General features: G+C 35.3%; 15 protein-coding genes. 10 read left to right on the top strand and 5 right to left on the bottom strand.

Features of this window, described 5'->3' with window-relative positions; all coding sequences use genetic code 11:
• Positions 1–80 precede the first annotated feature (80 nt).
• Positions 81–380: a hypothetical protein gene (locus C564_RS0120135; protein WP_026008640.1), complete on the top strand. Its 300-nt coding sequence runs from the start codon at positions 81–83 to the stop codon at positions 378–380.
• A gap of 10 nt (positions 381–390) precedes the next feature.
• A complete protein-coding gene (locus tag C564_RS0120130) occupies positions 391–579 on the top strand; it encodes a hypothetical protein (RefSeq protein WP_003206100.1) in 189 nt (62 codons plus the stop codon).
• A gap of 185 nt (positions 580–764) precedes the next feature.
• On the opposite strand, the gene C564_RS0120125 is transcribed toward C564_RS0120130, so the two are convergent.
• The gene (locus C564_RS0120125; RefSeq protein WP_018766572.1) at positions 765–1,349 is read right to left on the bottom strand and encodes an SCO family protein; all 585 of its coding nucleotides are present in this window, start codon (positions 1,347–1,349) and stop codon (positions 765–767) included.
• Between the two features lie 157 nt (positions 1,350–1,506).
• Here C564_RS0120125 and C564_RS0120120 point away from each other — a divergent pair, with 157 nt between their 5' ends.
• Positions 1,507–2,769: a M48 family metallopeptidase gene (locus tag C564_RS0120120; protein ID WP_018766571.1), complete on the top strand. Its 1,263-nt coding sequence runs from the start codon at positions 1,507–1,509 to the stop codon at positions 2,767–2,769.
• Positions 2,770–3,201: 432 nt separating this feature from the next.
• Here C564_RS0120120 and C564_RS0120110 read toward each other — a convergent pair whose 3' ends face one another.
• From C564_RS0120110 to C564_RS0120100, 3 genes are read right to left on the bottom strand one after another with little or no spacing between them, the layout of a single operon-like run.
• The gene (locus C564_RS0120110; RefSeq protein WP_018766569.1) at positions 3,202–3,729 is read right to left on the bottom strand and encodes a permease; all 528 of its coding nucleotides are present in this window, start codon (positions 3,727–3,729) and stop codon (positions 3,202–3,204) included.
• Entirely contained in the window at positions 3,726–4,208 is a 483-nt protein-coding gene (locus tag C564_RS0120105; protein ID WP_016113725.1) for a hypothetical protein, read from the bottom strand. Before C564_RS0120105 ends, C564_RS0120110 begins: the two co-directional genes overlap by 4 nt.
• Positions 4,201–4,542, bottom strand: coding sequence for a PadR family transcriptional regulator (locus C564_RS0120100; RefSeq protein WP_018766568.1), 342 nt, complete (start codon positions 4,540–4,542; stop codon positions 4,201–4,203). Before C564_RS0120100 ends, C564_RS0120105 begins: the two co-directional genes overlap by 8 nt.
• A 746-nt stretch (positions 4,543–5,288) precedes the next feature.
• Between C564_RS0120100 and C564_RS0120095 the strand changes: the two genes are divergently transcribed.
• The gene (locus C564_RS0120095) at positions 5,289–6,176 is read left to right on the top strand and encodes a DMT family transporter (protein WP_051107075.1); all 888 of its coding nucleotides are present in this window, start codon (positions 5,289–5,291) and stop codon (positions 6,174–6,176) included.
• A gap of 233 nt (positions 6,177–6,409) precedes the next feature.
• On the opposite strand, the gene C564_RS0120090 is transcribed toward C564_RS0120095, so the two are convergent.
• Complete coding sequence (locus C564_RS0120090) at positions 6,410–7,009, bottom strand: TetR/AcrR family transcriptional regulator (protein WP_006093901.1); 600 nt, start codon at positions 7,007–7,009, stop codon at positions 6,410–6,412.
• Between the two features lie 155 nt (positions 7,010–7,164).
• Between C564_RS0120090 and C564_RS0120085 the strand changes: the two genes are divergently transcribed.
• The 6 genes from C564_RS0120085 (at position 7,165) to C564_RS35120 (ending at position 19,106) form a co-directional block, all read left to right on the top strand.
• On the top strand, positions 7,165–8,352 hold the full coding sequence (locus tag C564_RS0120085; RefSeq protein WP_018766566.1) for an EstA family serine hydrolase: 1,188 nt from the start codon (positions 7,165–7,167) through the stop codon (positions 8,350–8,352).
• 394 nt (positions 8,353–8,746) lie between these two features.
• Positions 8,747–10,336 (top strand): malate synthase A, encoded by a 1,590-nt coding sequence (gene aceB / locus C564_RS0120080; protein WP_018766565.1) that lies wholly within the window; start codon positions 8,747–8,749, stop codon positions 10,334–10,336.
• A gap of 21 nt (positions 10,337–10,357) precedes the next feature.
• Complete coding sequence (gene aceA, locus C564_RS0120075; protein WP_018766564.1) at positions 10,358–11,635, top strand: isocitrate lyase; 1,278 nt, start codon at positions 10,358–10,360, stop codon at positions 11,633–11,635.
• Between the two features lie 352 nt (positions 11,636–11,987).
• Positions 11,988–12,191 carry a cold-shock protein gene (locus C564_RS0120070; protein ID WP_003195857.1) on the top strand — a complete coding sequence of 68 codons (204 nt, stop codon included), beginning with the start codon at positions 11,988–11,990 and terminating at the stop codon, positions 12,189–12,191.
• Positions 12,192–12,941: 750 nt separating this feature from the next.
• Positions 12,942–13,529 carry a competence protein ComK gene (locus C564_RS0120065; RefSeq protein ID WP_003206092.1) on the top strand — a complete coding sequence of 196 codons (588 nt, stop codon included), beginning with the start codon at positions 12,942–12,944 and terminating at the stop codon, positions 13,527–13,529.
• A 1,149-nt stretch (positions 13,530–14,678) separates the two neighbouring features.
• Entirely contained in the window at positions 14,679–19,106 is a 4,428-nt protein-coding gene (locus C564_RS35120; RefSeq protein ID WP_018766563.1) for a Cna B-type domain-containing protein, read from the top strand.
• The last annotated feature ends 447 nt before the right edge of the window (positions 19,107–19,553 follow it).

Raw genomic sequence — 19,553 nt, 5'->3', positions numbered from 1 at the left:
TCACCTTTTGTTTTCATAGCGGCGATTTGTATGTTGGAAAATCAAAAAAGATTTATATAGAAAGGAATGGATATGATTCTATGAATGAAACAATTCAATCAAATAAATTGTTTTATGTGATTATGGTGAGTTTAATTGTGATTACAACAGTGAATGTAGGCTTTCGCTGGAATGAAGCATACTTTTTTGTTTATTTAGCACTTCATCTTCTAGGGCTACTATGCATTGGGGGCGGTATTGTAGTTGAGAAAAGAAGTGAAGATGGGATTAATTATATATGTGTACTTGGTCTTATACTACTTCTAGCTGTACAAGGAATTATGAAATATAGCTTCATTTCTTTTCAGGATTTAAGTTTTTTTATTAACATTTTTCAATAAGGAGTGCTGATTGGTATTGTCGAAAAAACAAGTTGGATATGTAGTTGTTTTACTTGGATTTATCTTAATTCTTGTAGGGAAGGTTTATCTAAACCATTATGAATACGGGAAATATATAAGTGGTTTCGGTCTTGTTTGCTGGATTGCGAGTGCGCTTCTTATTCCAACATATGAGCCGAAGAAACATACAGAGAGATAAAGTGAAACTTTAATCAGTGGGGGGTTCTTCATCACCCACTGGTTACAAGCCCTCACCAATCGGGCTTGTACTGCCCGTTAATGCGGGATAAATAGAGAGTGTAGAATGGATAGGTTTAAAGTTTCGTAGCATAGTTTATATAGAATAATATGTGTGAAAAACCTCTTCGAATGATGAAGAGGTTTTTATAATGCATTTTTAATTTTCTCAAGCACTTTTTTACTGTTAAAACCGCGTTCTCCCATACCGAAGACTTCGATTAAACGATCATTTTCATCGAGTAGATAGGAGTTAGAAGTATGAATATAGAGTCCGCTTCCTGGATCGCGGTACTGAAAGTTAAATGTATCTGCTAGTTTTTTCGTTTCATCTTCATCACCGCGCAGTAAGTGCCACCCTTTCGTTTTTTTCATTTCAAACGTGTTGGCATATGTAGTTAATATTTCTTTTGTATCGAACTTAGGATCAATGGTAATTGTAATAAATTCAATTTTTTTACCAAATAGTTTATCCTTTTCTAGTTCGTCTCGTAAATGCTTCATTTTGTATGTAGTAACGGGACAAATATCAGGGCATTTTGTGTATATAAATTCTACGAGTTTAAGCTTTTTTGGTAGTTGATCAAAAGATAGCGTTGTACCATTTACATCCTCCATAACGATTCCACGTGGTATTTCAGCAGAAGCTTTACGATAATCTGTAAAATAGTAAATTCCAATTCCAATTACGATGACTAAACCTAATGTAAACGTAATATAAATTTTTTTCAATTTCCATCCTCCTCCTAATTTTATTTTATAAGAAAAATCCGAAAATTTATGAGGAGGGATTGAAAATTGCATGACAATTCGATGTATTAGCTTGTTCTATTTTAGGAGGAACGAACTTACAATAATAAGAGACAGGCAGCATAGAGGAGGAGATACCGTGAAGAAGGTTGTGAAGTGGTCACTTTTTTTGTACGTTGGTTTTGCATTATTTATATATTGGTATTTATTTGGATGGAATCATGAAATTATTCCAGATATGTATAAAGGAACGAGTGCTGATCCAGAGACGTTTATGAATGCAAAGGAACTTACATTAAGTCAAGATTATTCGCGTGTGAAAAATTTACTCTTTTTTTTAGCGACGCCTCTTGAATGGATTATTTTATTGTTTGTGCTTGTTTTAGGTATATCAAATCGTTTTGAAAAATGGTCAAAAGAAACGACGAAAGTACGGGTTATTCGAGTTGCTATCTATCTCTTTTATTTATCATTGCTTACAACCGTTCTTGCATTGCCTCTGCAATGGATGGGGCATCAAGTATCAATCGATTACGGTATTTCAACGCAATCCACAGCGAGTTGGATAAAAGATCATGTAATTGATTTTTGGGTAAATTATATTATGATGTTTATCGTTGTTTCTGTCCTTTTATGGCTTATTTATAAATTTCCGAAGCGGTGGTGGTTAGCTGGCTGGGCTTTGTCAGTACCGTTTACAATCTTTTTAACCTTTGTACAGCCCGTTGTAATTGATCCGTTATACAATGATTTTTCTACATTGCAAAATAAAGACTTAGAGAAGAAAATTTTAGCAATTGCGGACAGGGCAGATATTCCAGCTGAGCATGTATATGAAGTGAACATGTCTGAAAAAACAACGGCCCTAAATGCATATGTGACAGGAATTGGATTGAATTCTCGAATTGTATTGTGGAATACAACGCTCCAGCAGTTAAAAGATAAAGAGATTTTATTTATTATGGCTCATGAAATGGGACATTACGTGATGAAACATATATATTGGGGTGTGGCGAGTTATATTGTGTTAACGTTTGTAGGGATGTATTTGATTAGTCGTATTATCAACATGTGCCTCAGAAAATGGGGAGATACATTGCGCCTATCAAAGATGGCGTGCTTATCGATTATCCCATTATTTTTTCTTATCTCCTCTGTGTTATCTTTTGCAGTAAGCCCGCTATCAAACTACGTATCACGTATAGAAGAACGGGCAGCTGATCAATATGCTTTAGATATGACGAAAGATGGAAAGTCTGGTGTAAAGACGTTCCAGTATTTATCGAAAACAAGTTTAAGTCAAGTAAATCCACCGGCGTTAGTGAAGTTTTTCTTATATACACATCCGCCAATTTTTGAAAGAATTCATGTGTTTGAGCAGTATGAGAAGCAGAAGAAATGAGGAGTAGCGGTGACGCTGCTTCTTTATTTATGTGAATGCAAATTGGAGAGAGATAAAATCTTTCTTTTTGGGATGGGAGAGAGGATCCGCTGGCCAGAGCCCTTTTTCGCCCCATGCGGTATGAAAACAAAAAGAGAAAAAAAGAGGAGGGACTCTTTTGTTTACGTAGCCGTGATTTATATGAGGAAACAAAAAAAGATGGAAGTGAAAAAATAGACTACTTATAAACAGCAAATTAAATTCATTTTTTTGTACAATTTGTTAAATCAATAATGAACCATGAAGGATAAAAACCAGTTGTATCTGTTTAGATACAACTGGTTTTTATTAATTTGCTATATTCTTTATTTTACAATGTTAGTTTATGAAGTCTTTTTGATCAAACACAAAAGGGTCTAGGATTGAGAGGCTTAAAAAATCATTCCTCGAGATTTATATTTCTTTAGTTATATCATATTTCAACAATTGTCGTTTATCATAGAACTTCTCATAAATAATACCCATTAAATAGAAAAATAATAGACCAAAACAAATATGGATGAGTGTAAATTTAGCTCCAAATGAAGAAAATTCATACACCATAACCGGTAATTTTGCAGTTGTCCAAACTCCTAGAAAAAATACAATGTATCGTATACTCGCTCCTTTTTTTAATAAAAGTGCCGCGATTGGAAAAGCAACATAGAGGGGACCAGCTGCAATTCCTCCTAATAATAGGGAGAATAAGATGCCATAGATGCCAGATTTTTCCCCCATATATTTAATTAATGTTTCTTTCTTCACCCACTGGTCAAGCAATCCTACGAATATTAAGACAGGAGGAAGTAGAAACAGCATATCTAAAATACTTTTTCCTGTTAATTGAAATGCGTTCCATCCCAACGAATGGTTTATAAAAGTACATATAATGAGCCCAAATAATAAAATGAAAAAGAAACGATATCTTCTTAATTCATTCATACCATCACCACCCAAATAATATACGAGAATATGAGAGACATTAACAATGCAGATGCATTACGAGAATAAGCAAAACTTCGCCCAAATATCTTTTGTTCCATCGGTAAAGTTGTGATTCCTACTGACATTAATGTAGACATTAATGCCGCAACTTGAGGGAGGCCCGCACCATTTTGGACTAATGTATTTCCAAGAGGAAACACAACAAAGCTTGGAATGAGTGCAACAGAGCCAATTATTGCTGAATAAACAATACCGATGAATCCAGATTTTTCCCCAATGATGGAAGAAATGAAGGAAGGCGTTAATATAGATAGTGATAGTCCAACGAAAAGCATAATTGATAGCATGGAAGGTATAAGATTACGAAACATTTTCCATGACTTTAATAGAGCATCTTTTGTTTTATTCCGATCCTTTACAAAAGAAATACTGATAAGAATAATGGCTAAAGAGTAAAGGAGAGCGCCATTAATCATGATTAGACTCTTTCCAGTCTTTATATTTGTCTAAGAAAAATGATAAGTTTTTAATTTTTTCTTCAATATCTATTTGAAACTCTTCTAATTGTTTTTTTCCCACTGTAGTAATTTTGTACATCTTTCTCGGCTTATCTTGATCAGATGTGTCCAAATAAGACTCAACAGCACCTTCGTTTTCTAATTTTTTTAGGGTGCGGTATATAATGGCACTATCAATTGGATTGATGGGAAGCTCTTCTTCACATTTCTGCAGAAGTTTCCCTCCATAGCTATCTCTCTCTGTTAAAAACAGCAAAAGAAATGCACCTGTATGTCTCCCTGTATGTTTCATAAAACATCTAACCTCCTTAATGAAATGTGAAAAATAGTTTTGTTATTATAACAGCAATATATCACTGTTAATAACATTATACTGTCATTAACAGTGATGTGTTACTGACAGTATAAACTTAATATAATTTCATGTCAATTCTAAAATAAACAACATGTTTTTGATCAAACTTTATTCCAAAGCTACAACAGGATCTGTCCATGCATAGAAGGATCAGTACCTATTTTCGCCCCATGCCATGTGAAAACAAAAGAGAGGATGTCACTTTTTGTTTACATAGCCGTGATGTATATGTTAGAAAATCAAAATAGATTGTTTAGGAAAAAATATTTTTATGTAAAATATGGTAAAATATATAGGTGGCTATAACGGGGAAAACGAGTATTTCTATATTGCCTTTTATCATCTTTATTTTTTACAATGATGCTTTACATTGTAAAAGGAATGAGGATTGCAAATGCCACTTCGTGAGAATAAATGGCTTTAAGTATCTTTACGATTTTTTACAATGATGCTTTACATTGTAAAAGGAATGAGGATTGCAAATGCCACTTCGTGAGAATAAATGGCTTTAAGTATCTTTACGATTTTTTACATTCCATTCATCTTATTGTATATTTAAAATTGAGAATATTACGAAACTTGAAATGTAAATGTTCGTTTTAAACTAATGGGGGTTGTTTATATTGTTTCAAAAGAGCGCCACAAATAGGTTATTCCAAACAAAATCATCGCCAGCTATAAAAATGATCATATCGATGTCTATTTTTGGCTCAATCGGATTTTTTTCAGTGAAAACAAATTTACCATCATTTGAATTAGTATTTGTTCGTTGTATTTGTGCCACTATATTTTTAACGTTATGTTGGATTGCAACAGGTCAGTTTAAAGAAGAAAAGTGGAATCGAAAAGAAATACTGCAAATATTAGCGTGTGGTGTCTTTCTTGTTTTTAACTGGGTGTTTCTGTTTAAAGCTTTCGAAGTCATGTCAGTGACAATTGCAATTTCTGTGTATCATCTTGCACCAATTATCGTATTAATGATTGGGAGTGTCGTGTTTAAAGAAAAGTTAACAGTGCTATCTGTTATTTCAATTGTTATTTGTTTTCTCGGTACTGTTTTAGTAGCGGGAGTAGATGGAAGTGTTTCGATAGAAAAGTTAATGTCCTCTGGGATGGTTTGGGCACTTCTTGCAGCATTATTTTATGCATTTACCACCTTGTTAGGGAAAGGGATTAAACAAACAAGTGCATATGCAATGACATTTTTGCAAACTTTTTTAGGGATATTTCTGTTACTACCATTTGTAGACTTTGGAGCGTTTCAAGGGTTAACAGAGAGTAATTGGATTGCGATTACAGCGACAGGACTTATTCATACTGGCTTTGTTTATTACTTATTTTTTGATAGTTTAAGAGATTTACCAACAAGGCTCATTTCTGTATTAGTGTTTTTGGATCCAGGTGTAGCTATTTTACTTGATACAGCATTTACAGGGTTTCGTCCGACCACGATGCAGACAGCGGGAATTATTTTGATTTTTGTTGGGATGGCGTTTACTTTTAGAAAATCGAAACCTGAGGAAGTAACGAGTAAGGAAAAGGAACCAAGTACAATAGTATCTTCGAAGTAATTTGTTTTTTATCATCATGAATAGAGTGTGAATGCTAAGTGCATGGTTACTGTATGTAAAGGGAATAAAATTACCCCATTTTGAAAAGGTATGGATCAAAATGGGGTGATTTTATTATTTTTGTATGTATATATCCTATGTTAATAGAGAATATAGCGTACATCTTTGAATCATAATTTTTATTAAAGTGAAATTTGAAGTCTTCAAGTAAGTGACTTTATAATAAATGAAATTCACTTTTGTTGTTGTGTTAAACCTTCTGATAAACATTCAATCATTTTTTTCATCATCTTCGAAAAAGTTGGTTCTCCAATCTCTTGTCTATGTAATGGAATAAGTATAGTTGTTCGAAAAAGGCCAATAAGTACTTCGGGATCATCTTCTGTAACACCTTTTTCCTGTAAAAACTTTACGAAGTTCAAAGAACTATCTAAATCTTCCCTTGCATGTTTATCTAGAAGTTCCTTAGGAAGTCTTTTCACAATTCGATCATATTCACCTCTTTGATAAAGACTTTGTAAAAATGGGTTTTGTTCTATGGTTTTAAAAGATGTTTCAAAGAAACGAATTAAAAGTTCTTTTGGTGGTAGAGACTCACACATAATTTCTGAAATGATTTGATCTTTCACTTTCTCCTCTTTTCGCAACACTGCGTAAAATAACTCTTCTTTTGATGAATAATATGAATAAAAAGACCCTTTTGCGATTCCACATGCATTTACTATGTCATCAATACTAGTTTTAGAGAATCCATATTGAATAAACAGCTCTTTACTCTTAACGAGAAGAGTCTCGTGTATTTGTTTTCTCTGTTCAGATGTAATTCTTGCCATAATATATCCCCGCCTGTTTTTATTTGACTATTTATAGACATTTAGTCAAATATTTGATAGGTTTATTTTATTGAATTATTTGTATTTTGTAAATATATAAATGTTATCTCGGATAAAAGACTAGATTATACCAACAAAGGGGGAGAAGAAATAATATGTCAATTCATGGATTTGTTGCACCAGGATTTGAATTGGTGAAGGAGGAATTTATTAGAAATTTTACGGAGAGAGGAGAAGTTGGAGCGGCTTTTTCTGTATACATTAATAATGAAGCAGTCGTTGATTTATGGGGTGGATATCGAGATCGACAGACTCGTGCGGAATGGGAAAAAGATACACTTGTTCAAGTGTTTTCAGCTACAAAAGGTTTTGCTGCATTGGCTTTAAGTTTAGCGCATTCTAGGGGGTACATTAACTATGATGAGAAAGTGAGTTCATATTGGCCTGAGTTTGCTCAGAATGGAAAAGAAAAAATAACTGTTCGACAGCTTCTAGCACATCAAGCTGGTTTGTCACCTCTCAATGGACTTAAAATCGACAGGTTAGAAGACTTAGATACTTCTCATCTATCAAATTCCCTTGCTGCAAGCAAACCAGCTTGGGAGGTTGGGAAAATCCAGGGCTATCATGCATGGACAATTGGAACCTTAATTGGAGAACTGATTAAAAGGGCAGATCCTAAACATCGAGCCTTAAAAGATTTCTTTCAAGAGGAAATAGCAGAGCCACTAAAAGCAGAGTTTTATATTGGGCTTCCTAAAGATATTTCTGAAGAGAGAATAACAACGATTGAAGGGATAAATCACCCCATTCAGTTACTTAGGGGGATAACAAAGTTGCCTATAAAAATGTTACTTGGTTTTCTTAATGCAAAGTCATTAGTAGCGAGAAGTTTAGTAGATCCTAAAAAATTTGTAGCCAATGATAATTTTAATCATCGTCCAATTTTATCGATAGAATTTCCTTCTGGAAATGGTGTGGGGCAAGTAAGAGCAATGGCGAAAATTTACGGTGCTTTTGCTAGTGGTGGAAAAGCACTCGGATTAAGGGAAGAAACAATAAATGAATTAAGAAAAAAAGCTGTCCCTCCGAAAGAAGGGTATTATGATCATGTGAATTGTATAAACATAGCCTATTCTTTAGGATTTTGGAAACACTTTTCGGATATGCAATTCGGACAAAGTGAAAGCTCTTTTGGCCATCCAGGCGCAGGAGGATCGTTCTGTTTTGCCGATCCAGATGAGAAGCTAGGTTATGCCTATGCGATGAACAAACATGGATTTGGTATGGCCAATGAACCAAGAGAACTTGAACTAAGAAAAGCTTTATACAGCTGTTTATGAAAAATAAAAAATTGTTGTAGTTCTTTGGAAAAGAAGTTTAATTCATTTGAAATTGAATGATTCATAAAAAACACTAGCTATTCTTTCGAAAATCTTTCGAAAGAATAGCATTAGGGGTATTAATTTTTTTAGTTTAATGGATATGGGATGGGACTCCTTTCTCAAGAATAAAATAAGTACATGATGATTAGGTGTGAAATGAAAAAGCGGTTGTTGTATAACAGTGGCTTTTTTTGATGTGTAAAAAATGGCTTTCATATGTAGATGAAATCGATGTTCCATAAAAAAATAAGTGAAATTTCCAAAAATTCTCTTCACTTTCAGAAAATTTGTTATATAATATAAAACATAAAATCAAATCTGTTATAAAACAGTTTACGGAGGGGATGCTAATATGTCGACGCAAACTTCACGGGTTACACTCGCTTTAGAAGTATTACCGGCGTATGGAGAAATTTTGACATCGGAAGCGCTCACTTTTTTAAAAGAGCTGCATGAGAATTTTAATACACGCCGTAAAAATTTACTGCAAAAACGTGTGGCAAAGCAAAAAAGAATTGATGCAGGGGAGTTTCCAAGCTTTTTACCAGAAACAGCACATATACGTGCTGGAGATTGGACGATTGCCCCGCTTCCAAAAGATTTAGAAGATCGTCGTGTGGAGATTACAGGACCAGTAGATCGTAAGATGGTTATTAATGCTTTAAACTCAGGCGCACATCTCTTTATGGCAGACTTTGAAGATTCTAATTCGCCAACGTGGCAAAATGCGATGGATGGCCAAATTAATTTAAGAGATGCAGTGAAGGGAACGATTTTATATAAAAACCCTAGTGGCAAGGAATATCGTTTAAGTGATAAAACAGCTGTACTTATTGTTCGTCCGCGCGGCTGGCATTTAGAAGAAAAACATATGTTAGTCGATGGAGAAAAGATGTCAGGTAGTCTCGTTGATTTTGGTTTGTACTTTTTCCATAATGCAAAAACATTATTAGAAAAAGGAAGCGGACCATATTTTTACTTACCGAAAATGGAGAGCTATTTAGAAGCCAGGTTGTGGAATGATGTTTTTATTTTTGCACAGAAATATATCGGGATTCCGAATGGAACGATTAAAGCAACAGTGTTATTAGAAACAATCCACGCTTCTTTTGAGATGGATGAAATTTTATATGAACTCCGTGATCATTCAGCAGGGCTAAATTGCGGGCGTTGGGATTATATTTTTAGTTTCTTAAAAAGCTTTCGTAACCATAACGAATTTCTACTTCCGGACAGAGCGCAAGTTACGATGACGGCTCCTTTTATGCGCTCATATTCTTTAAAAGTGATTCAAACGTGCCATCGCCGGAATGCACCAGCGATTGGCGGAATGGCAGCACAAATTCCGATTAAAAATAATCCGGAAGCAAATGAAGCTGCTTTTGAAAAAGTGCGTGCTGATAAAGAACGTGAAGCTTTAGATGGACATGACGGGACTTGGGTTGCCCATCCGGGACTTGTATCTGTTGCGCTGGAAGTGTTTAATCACATTATGAAAACACCGAATCAAATTTTTAGAAAGCGTGAAGAGATTGATGTAACAGAAAAGGATTTGTTAGAAGTACCGGTGGGAACGATTACAGAAGAAGGGCTTCGTATGAATATTAGCGTCGGCATTCAATATATTGCATCATGGTTAAGTGGTCGCGGGGCAGCACCGATTTATAATTTGATGGAAGATGCGGCAACTGCAGAAATTTCACGAGCACAAGTGTGGCAATGGATTCGTCATGAAGGCGGGAAACTGGATGACGGACGTAAGATTACATTTACTTTAGTAGAAGAGTTCAAGGTGGAAGAACTAGCGAAAATAGAACGAGAGATTGGCAAGGAACAGTTTGAGAAAGGTAGATTTGTAGAAGCAACAAAGCTTTTTACTAATTTGGTGCGTAATGATGAATTTGAAACATTTTTAACATTACCAGGTTACGAGATTTTATAAAAGGAAAAGGGGATGGAAGAGATGAAAAACGAAAGAGTACAAAAGTTACAAGAAAGCTGGGAGTTAGATGAACGTTGGAAAGGGGTAACACGTCCTTATTCTGCTGAGGATGTAATTCGTCTGCGCGGGTCAATTGATATTGAGCATACGCTAGCACGCCGCGGGGCAGAGAAGCTTTGGGAATCACTTCATACAGAAGATTATATTAATGCGCTTGGCGCGTTAACAGGAAATCAAGCGATGCAGCAGGTGAAAGCAGGATTAAAAGCAATTTATTTGAGCGGTTGGCAAGTGGCAGCGGATGCTAATCTATCCGGGCACATGTATCCGGACCAAAGTTTATATCCAGCGAACAGTGTACCAGCTGTTGTAAAGCGTATTAATCAAACATTGCAGCGTGCAGATCAAATTCAGCATATGGAAGGAAGCGGTGATACAGATTATTTTGTACCAATTGTTGCGGACGCTGAAGCAGGATTTGGCGGGCAATTAAACGTGTTTGAACTAATGAAAGGTATGATTGAGGCAGGCGCGTCAGGCGTTCACTTCGAAGATCAATTATCTTCAGAAAAAAAATGCGGACATTTAGGCGGAAAAGTATTACTACCAACGCAAACAGCGGTACGTAATCTAATTTCTGCTAGACTTGCTGCGGATGTAATGGGCGTGCCAACAATTATTGTAGCAAGAACGGATGCAGATGCTGCGGATTTAATTACGAGTGATATTGATCCAGTTGATCAAGAATTTATTACAGGAGAGAGAACACCAGAAGGGTTCTACCGTACAAACGCAGGGCTTGATCAAGCAATTGCGCGCGGTTTAGCATATGCACCGTATGCAGATCTTGTTTGGTGTGAAACATCTGAACCGAATTTAGAAGATGCAAAGCGTTTTGCGGAAGCGATTCATGAGAAATATCCAGGGAAATTACTAGCGTATAACTGTTCACCATCTTTTAACTGGAAACAAAAATTAGATGAAAAAACGATTGCAAACTTCCAAAAAGAAATTGCTTCATACGGATACAAATTCCAATTCGTAACACTTGCAGGATTCCATGCATTAAACTACGGTATGTTTGAACTCGCGCGTGGCTATAAAGAGCGTGGTATGGCAGCATATTCTGAATTACAACAAGCAGAATTTGCAGCAGAAGAGCATGGCTACTCTGCAACGCGTCATCAGCGCGAGGTTGGAACAGGCTACTTTGACGAAGTAGCACAAGTGATTACAGGCGGAACATCTTCTACAACGGCTCTGAAAGGGTCTACGGAAGAGGCACAGTTTACGAAGTAAGTGAGGAAGTGGGTGTCCTTTAAGGGCACCTGCTTTTCTTTTGTATGTATCCCGCTGATGGAAGTTTCATTTTATTATGAAGTAAAAATTGTACTAGTGATACTGTATTTTATGAGAGGTACCAAAAATTAGAAAATTAGAATTTCAAAAAATATTGTACATTCTATTTTAAGTATGCTATGATTATCTCAGTTGAATAACTAAATCAAGCAATCCATATATTATCAAGTGCTGAAAACGAACGAGAAAAAGTATGTGAGAACTGTTTTATGTTTCGTATTTGATAATGTGTGGATTCTTTTTTTATGTATGAAGACTAAAAAAACTTATATTTTCTTAGGAGGAAATAATTATGACAGTAACAGGACAAGTAAAATGGTTTAACAACGAAAAAGGTTTCGGTTTCATCGAAGTTCCAGGCGGAAACGATGTATTCGTTCACTTCTCTGCAATCACAACTGAAGGTTTCAAATCTTTAGAAGAAGGCGAAAAAGTTAGCTTCGAAATCGAAGATGGCAACCGCGGACCTCAAGCTAAAAACGTTGTAAAACTATAATTTTATAGTACGTGATAAAAAAGGATGGCATATGCCATCCTTTTTTTGTTGAGAATTTTGTAATCATCTTTCCATTCGAGTCTGAGCATAGCAAAAAAACTTCCTTTACAATTAAGCCAACGATTGTAAAACATCTATCGAAAAATAATAAACAATACAAATGGATGTATTTAATATTAGAATAACTTTTTATATTACGATCTTTAATATTGAACATGTACCTTTCATGTAAATATTAAATGAAAAAACAAGTGAATCTATTTTCTATTAGTAGACAGTAATACTTCTACTTCAAAATTGTACAGAAAGTAAAGGATTTAGATGAGAAGTAAATTATTCGTAAAGGACTGATTGATAAGGATTTCTGTTAGTAAGTGCGGAAAGCTGTTTATTAATTAAAGTTTTATTTTTCCTGTAAGAGAGATACGTAAATGGGTGTGGAAATATATACGGAATAGGTAATTTGTACAAGTTTATTGAATCATATATGTGAAACAAGATTTTGTTATGTTACAAATATTTCAAAAAAGAAAATTTCTGTTTTTATATAACAATATATCTTTTTCCTGTAGAGAAATATGGAGATTTTATATAGATATTTATATGAAGGAATATTATGAAATTTTAAAGTTTTATAAGAAAATGTAAAATATTTGAAAATATTAACTATTTTGGGTTTTGGGTGGTACAATTATCCATGCAGCTGCTGTTATGGATTGTAAGAAAAAATAATGAAGGAGCGAATGTAAGATGGGTGAACAAGTAGAACGCTACGTCGAAAACTATGTCGTAAACAAGAACACTATGGCCTTACTTCCAGTTATTTTAGGAGAAAAACGTATTGTAACGCGAGTGGTTGAAGTAGAAGACTCTTTTTTCATGTTTCAAAAGCCGCTTGATATTGTCGAACGAAGTTGCCGCAAGCACGGATCTAGTTTTTTAGGTAGAAAAGACGGTACAAAAGAGTTAACACGTATTACGCACAAAGCACCCATTGCGATTAGCCCGACAGATCAACTTTACTTTTTTCCTACGTATTCTTATTCTAGAAAGGAATGTGCCTGGTTGTCTCACTTCCATATTGAAAACAATAAAGAATTAGCAGATGGTAACTTAATCATTCGATTTATTAATGGCCTCGCAGTGAAATTAGAAATATCAAAGAGTAGTTTCGAGAATCAGCAAAATCGAACCGCAAAACTTCGGACAGAGTATGAAGATCGTAAAGATAAACAAAGGGGGCTTCATTTTAAGCAAGTCGATAAGGAATATATATCTACATTGAAACCTGCGTATGAAAAAGCATATCTTGTGAAAGAAGAAGACGAAAAGGAATGATAATTGATAGGTGGAAAGGATGGGACAACCATCCATGGTCATGAAGTTAACAAAAATAAACCAGATGTTTTTCAGCATCTGGTTTATTTTTGTTAGATATAGGTATGAGAAGTAAAATGTTGATTCAAACCATCAGAAGAAAGAGAAACACCAGTTGTCTCAATCCGCTTATGAGCCACTTCAAGAGTTTCAGTAAGTGAGGGTTCTTCTTTTTTAATGTTTAAATATTTTTTTGTTGAAATAGCCTCTTTGTATTACATATTAATTAACGATAAGTGGTGTTATATTAACTTCTAAATAAGTGTCGAATTTATCAGAAAATTGTATATTTTTGTCTTGTTATACCTTATGTTTAGTGTTAAACTCATAATCACAAAGAGAGTAGTTGCAAATGGCCTCCTTTAAAATAAATAGACTGAAAATTCAGCTTTTTTAATTTTCATCTGATTGACGTGTATGTTTACTACTCTTTCTTTTATATATTAAGCATTAAAAATTGATATTTCGGTACAGATAGGAGGGACTATAAAATAGGAGGTCTATCCAAAAGTTGGTATTTATCCATGTTGGAACAACTGTTAGGTTTCTTTAATTACAAAATTGGTTACAAAAGTTACAAAAACTATTTTTATTGTTGAAATAGTCCTAATATTACGGGTGAGAGCATGAAAAATGCCTTTAAGAGGGAGGTGAAGGGTTCTGGTGAATAAAATTGTGAATCATTAAAAAGGTGCTATCAAACTTGGACATAATGATGTTATGAATCTAATAATAACGGAAAGTAATATGAATAAACCAATAGCACTTAAATGAAAACATTATTAACCAGAAATTTATGCTCACAATAAGATGGCATATATGATACAACTTAAGATTTTGAGATTTGATAGGAATGGTGAGAGAATATAATTTTCCTAGTTGTAATACTATCATGATATGTTAGAGATGTAAATATTAAAATTAATAGATTTAGTGTTACATTAGAAAAAATGAAGATGTATGGAGAGTAGAAGAATCATTTATAGAGATCTATTTTCAAGCTTTTAAGCTTATAACAGTTGAAAGAGAAAAATACCATCAGCCTATTGAGTCATTGTCATAGCATATTCATATTAGAAGCCATCTAAAAATAATTGATAGGAGAATGATATGGTAAAAAGAGTAACTTCGATTTTTTCAATTCTAATGCTTTTTATGTTTACAATAGGTCAAAGTTTAATGCCTATAATAGCAAATGCACAAGAGTTAAATACAACAGGATTTGTGGATAGTTTTAAGATTGATAAAACAAAACTAAGTTACGGCGAACAGGCTAAAATAAATGTAACTTTTAGTGATAAATCTGGAAATAATATGAAGTCTGGAGATACACTAACATTAACGCTGCCCCCAGAATTACAAGGATTTAACGGAACGATTCCGTTAAATGATGGGCAAGGTAGTAATTTTGGTACTTGTAAAGTAAGTGCAGGTAATGTGGTATGTACATTTAATGATATTGTGGAGAAACTTCACAATATTAAAGGGCATTTTAATTTTACAGTTCAAGCGACTAATGTAGGAACGGATCAAACGAAAAATGTTGAAACAAATTTAGGCACAACTTTAGATAAGCAAACTGTAACGATTACCGGTCCAACCAGTGGTGGTGGTACAGGCTCTAAACCGTTTTTCTACAAAACTGGTGATATTCAACCAGATACCCCGGATGAAGTGCGTTGGTTCTTGAATATAAACTTAAACAAAGAATATTTAAGTAGAGATATTGTTGTGTCTGACAGTTTGCAGGAAGGTCAAACACTTAATAAAGATAGTTTTCGGATAACAGTTAATGACAGAGAGTCTTTATCAATTAAACAATTTGAAGATCAACGTTATGGATATGTTCAGTTTAATGACGACGGTCATTCATTTAAAGTCGTGATTAATTGGAATATGGGAAGTGCTAGGTCTTTTACCGTTTTTTATACAAGTACTATAACGGAAAGCGGAAAGAGCCAAGAATCTTTTAAGAATGATTATAAGATTGATTATCAAATTCTATACAAACAACCGGTTTCTGAGTCGGGTAGTGCCACAGTCACAAATATAACATCTGGTGGTGGTGCTCAAGGTGATTTACCTCCTAAAGGAACATTAAGAATTGTTAAGCACCTTGGAACGGATGAAGACAAAGTAATACCGAATGTCTCGTTTAAGTTGTATAAAGAGTCAGGTGAACAAGTTGGAGATGTATATGTAACGGATGAAAAAGGAATAATTGAAATTCCTAATTTACAATCAGGTAAATATTATGTGCAAGAGGTTTCAGCTCCAGAGTATATTGATTTCAATCCTCAGGAAAAAGTAAGTTTTGAAGTTAAATCAGGTGCTGTAAATGGAGTTAAGCTGCCGATTTCGAATAAAGTGAAAACTACATTCATTACAGGAACAAAAATATGGAAAGGCGATAATGCGACAGAACGTCCGAAAACAATCAAAGTAGACTTACTACAAGATGGTCAGGTCATCGCAACGCAAGAAGTAAGCGAAGCAACAGGCTGGAAGTATGAATTCAAAGACTTAGCGGCATACAATGCAGATGGCAAAGGATATAAGTATGAAGTAAAAGAACAACCAGTAGATGGATATCAAACAGAAGTCAAAGGTTATGACATTATAAATACAAAAGTGGTACAAATAACAAAAGTAGAAGGAACAAAAACGTGGAAAGACGATAATGCGAAAGATCGTCCGAAAACAATCAAAGTAGACTTACTCCAAAATGGTCAGGCCGTCAGCACGCAAGAAGTAACAGAAGCAAGCGGTTGGAAGTATGAATTTAAAGACTTAGCGGCATACGATGCGAATGGCGCTGCCTACAAGTATGAAGTGAAAGAACAAGCGGTAGATGGGTACAAAACAGAAGTAACTGGTTACGACATCACAAATACAAAAGTAGGTCAAACAAAAGTAGAAGGAACAAAAACGTGGAAAGACGACAATGCGAAAGATCGTCCGAAAACGATTCAAGTAGACTTACTTCAAAACGGTCAAAAGATTGATACGAAAGAAGTAAGTGAAGCAACAGGTTGGAAATACGAATTTAAAGATTTAGCGGCATACGATGCGAATGGAGTAGCCTACAAGTATGAAGTGAAAGAACAACCAGTAGCGGGATATCAATCAGAAGTAACTGGTTACGACATCACAAATACAAAAGTAGGTCAAACAACAGTAGAAGGAACAAAAACGTGGAAAGACGATAATGCGAAAGAACGTCCGAGAACGATTCAAGTAGATTTACTTCAAAACGGTCAAAAGATTGATACGAAAGAAGTAAGTGAAGCAACAGGGTGGAAATATACATTTAAAGACTTAGGGGCATACGATACGAATGGAGTAGCCTACAAGTATGAAGTGAAAGAACAACCAGTAGCGGGATATCAATCAGAAGTAACTGGTTACGACATCACGAATACAAAGGTTGGCCAAACAACCGTGGACGGAACAAAAAGGTGGAAAGACGACAATGCGAAAGAACGTCCGAAAACGATTCAAGTAGACTTACTCCAAAATGGCAAATTGATTGATACGAAAGAAGTAAGTGAAGCAAGTGGATGGAAGTATGAATTTAAAGACTTAGCGGCATACGATGCAGACGGCAAAGCCCACAAGTATGAAGTGAAAGAACAACCAGTAGCGGGATATCAATCAGAAGTAACTGGTTACGACATCACGAATACAAAGGTTGGCCAAACAACCGTGGACGGAACAAAAAGGTGGAAAGACGACAATGCGAAAGAACGTCCGAAAACGATTCAAGTAGACTTACTCCAAAATGGCAAATTGATTGATACGAAAGAAGTAAGTGAAGCAAGTGGATGGAAGTATGAATTTAAAGACTTAGCGGCATACGATGCAAATGGAGTAGCCTACAAGTATGAAGTGAAAGAACAACCAGTAGACGGATATCAATCCGAAGTGAACGGTTACGACATCACAAATACAAAAGTAGGTCAAACAAAAGTAGAAGGAAAGAAAAGGTGGAAAGACGATAATGCGACAGAACGTCCGAAAACAATCAAAGTAGACCTACTACAAAATGGTAAAGTGATCGCAACGGAAGAAGTAAGTGAAGCAAGTGGATGGAAGTATGAATTCAAAGACTTAGGGGCATACGATGCGACTGGCGCAGCCTACAAGTATGAAGTGAAAGAACAACCAGTAGATGGATACAAATCAGAAGTAAACGGTTATGACATCACGAATACAAAAGTAGGTCAAACAAAAGTAGAAGGAAAGAAAACGTGGAAAGACGATAATGCGACAGAACGTCCGAAAACAATCAAAGTAGACCTACTACAAAATGGTAAAGTGATCGCAACGGAAGAAGTAAGTGAAGCAAGTGGATGGAAGTATGAATTTAAAGATTTAGCAGCCTACGATGCGACTGGCGCTGCCTACAAATATGAAGTGAAAGAACAAGCGGTAGATGGGTATAAATCGGAAGTCAAAGGTTATGACATCACGAATACAAAAGTAGGTCAAACAAAAGTAGAAGGAAAGAAAAGGTGGAAAGACGATAATGCGACAGAACGTCCGAAAACAATCAAAGTAGACCTACTACAAAATGGTAAAGTGATCGCAACGGAAGAAGTAAGTGAAGCAAGTGGATGGAAGTATGAATTTAAAGATTTAGCGGCATACGATGCGAATGGTGTTGCCTATAAGTATGAAGTGAAAGAACAACCAGTAGTAGGATATGAAGCAAAAGTGAATGGTTATGACATCACGAATACAAAGGTTGGCCAAACAACCGTAGAAGGAACAAAAACGTGGAAAGACGACAATGCAACAGATCGTCCGAAAACGATTCAAGTAGACTTACTTCAAAACGGTCAAAAGGTTGATACGAAAGAAGTAAGTGAAGCAACAGGGTGGAAATATACATTTAAAGATTTAGCAGCATACGATGCAGACGGCGCTGCCTACAAATATGAAGTGAAAGAACAACCAGTAGATGGATATCAAACAGAAGTCAAAGGTTATGACATCACGAATACAAAGGTTGGCCAAACAAAAGTAGAAGGAACGAAGACGTGGAAAGACGATAATGCGAAAGATCGTCCGAAAATGATCAAAGTAGACTTATTCCAAAATGGCAAATTGATTGATACGAAAGAAGTAAGTGAAGCAACAGGTTGGAAATACGAATTTAAAGATTTAGCAGCATACGATGCAGATGGCAAAGCCTACAAGTATGAAGTGAAAGAACAACCGGTAGATGGATATCAAACAGAAGTAAATGGTTATGATATCACGAATACAAAAATCAAGGACGAACCAGGTGTAGATCCAGACAAAGATCCAGACAAAGATCCAGACAAAGATCCAAACAAAGATCCAAACAAAGATCCAAATACAAATACAAACATAAATAGCGATCCAAAAGTTCCACCTACTAAAGAAAATGATAAGACGACAGCATTACTTCCTAAAACAGGTGGAACACCAACGGAAATGATTTCAATTATTGGAGGTATGGTATTGTTCGTTTTAGGTGGATTCCTATTCGTTCGTCAACGAATGAGATAATAAACAACTGGTTCTGGTGCAAGAAATCTATCAAACGTGGACATGCTGATCCTAGTAACTTAGAAAGACTGGAGATTATGTATATCAAAGTCAAATGATTTCAAATAGAAACTATCAAGGTATTATCTTGTTAATAGTAAGTGACTTAGTGAAGATAATAGGAGAACATAGATTATCTAATGCGTATACCCGATTGGTGAGGGCTTTCCATCAGTGGGAGATGAAGACCCCTCACCGGTGGAAGTTTCACCTTATAGCGTGCCGTTGATTCAGAAGGAAAACTGATTTTTATTTAGGAAAAACAAGAGATCATAAGGCCGCAAAGCGCTTTTTCAAGAAAGCTTTGCGGTCTTTTTATATTTCAAATCCGTGTGCTATCACTCTACACAAGTATCTGGCGTAGAGTCGAAGGAAGAGAAAAAGATGCCAGCAAGCATTACGAAAAGA

It is taken from the genome of Bacillus sp. 105MF (assembly GCF_000374885.1).
Taxonomy (GTDB): Bacteria; Bacillota; Bacilli; order Bacillales; family Bacillaceae_G; genus Bacillus_A; species Bacillus_A pseudomycoides.
Note: the sequence above shows the minus strand (reverse complement) of the source record. Positions and strands in the feature narration are given on the sequence as shown.

Coding starts and splice junctions, on each gene's coding strand:
- C564_RS0120095 (WP_051107075.1), top strand. CDS start 5,289: ATGATCATATCGATGTCTATTTTTGGCTCAATCGGATTTTTTTCAGTG.
- C564_RS0120085 (WP_018766566.1), top strand. CDS start 7,165: ATGTCAATTCATGGATTTGTTGCACCAGGATTTGAATTGGTGAAGGAG.
- C564_RS0120070 (WP_003195857.1), top strand. CDS start 11,988: ATGACAGTAACAGGACAAGTAAAATGGTTTAACAACGAAAAAGGTTTC.
- C564_RS0120135 (WP_026008640.1), top strand. CDS start 81: ATGAATGAAACAATTCAATCAAATAAATTGTTTTATGTGATTATGGTG.
- aceB (WP_018766565.1), top strand. CDS start 8,747: ATGTCGACGCAAACTTCACGGGTTACACTCGCTTTAGAAGTATTACCG.
- C564_RS0120105 (WP_016113725.1), bottom strand. CDS start 4,208: ATGATTAATGGCGCTCTCCTTTACTCTTTAGCCATTATTCTTATCAGT.
- aceA (WP_018766564.1), top strand. CDS start 10,358: ATGAAAAACGAAAGAGTACAAAAGTTACAAGAAAGCTGGGAGTTAGAT.
- C564_RS0120100 (WP_018766568.1), bottom strand. CDS start 4,542: ATGAAACATACAGGGAGACATACAGGTGCATTTCTTTTGCTGTTTTTA.
- C564_RS0120110 (WP_018766569.1), bottom strand. CDS start 3,729: ATGAATGAATTAAGAAGATATCGTTTCTTTTTCATTTTATTATTTGGG.
- C564_RS0120090 (WP_006093901.1), bottom strand. CDS start 7,009: ATGGCAAGAATTACATCTGAACAGAGAAAACAAATACACGAGACTCTT.
- C564_RS0120065 (WP_003206092.1), top strand. CDS start 12,942: ATGGGTGAACAAGTAGAACGCTACGTCGAAAACTATGTCGTAAACAAG.
- C564_RS35120 (WP_018766563.1), top strand. CDS start 14,679: ATGGTAAAAAGAGTAACTTCGATTTTTTCAATTCTAATGCTTTTTATG.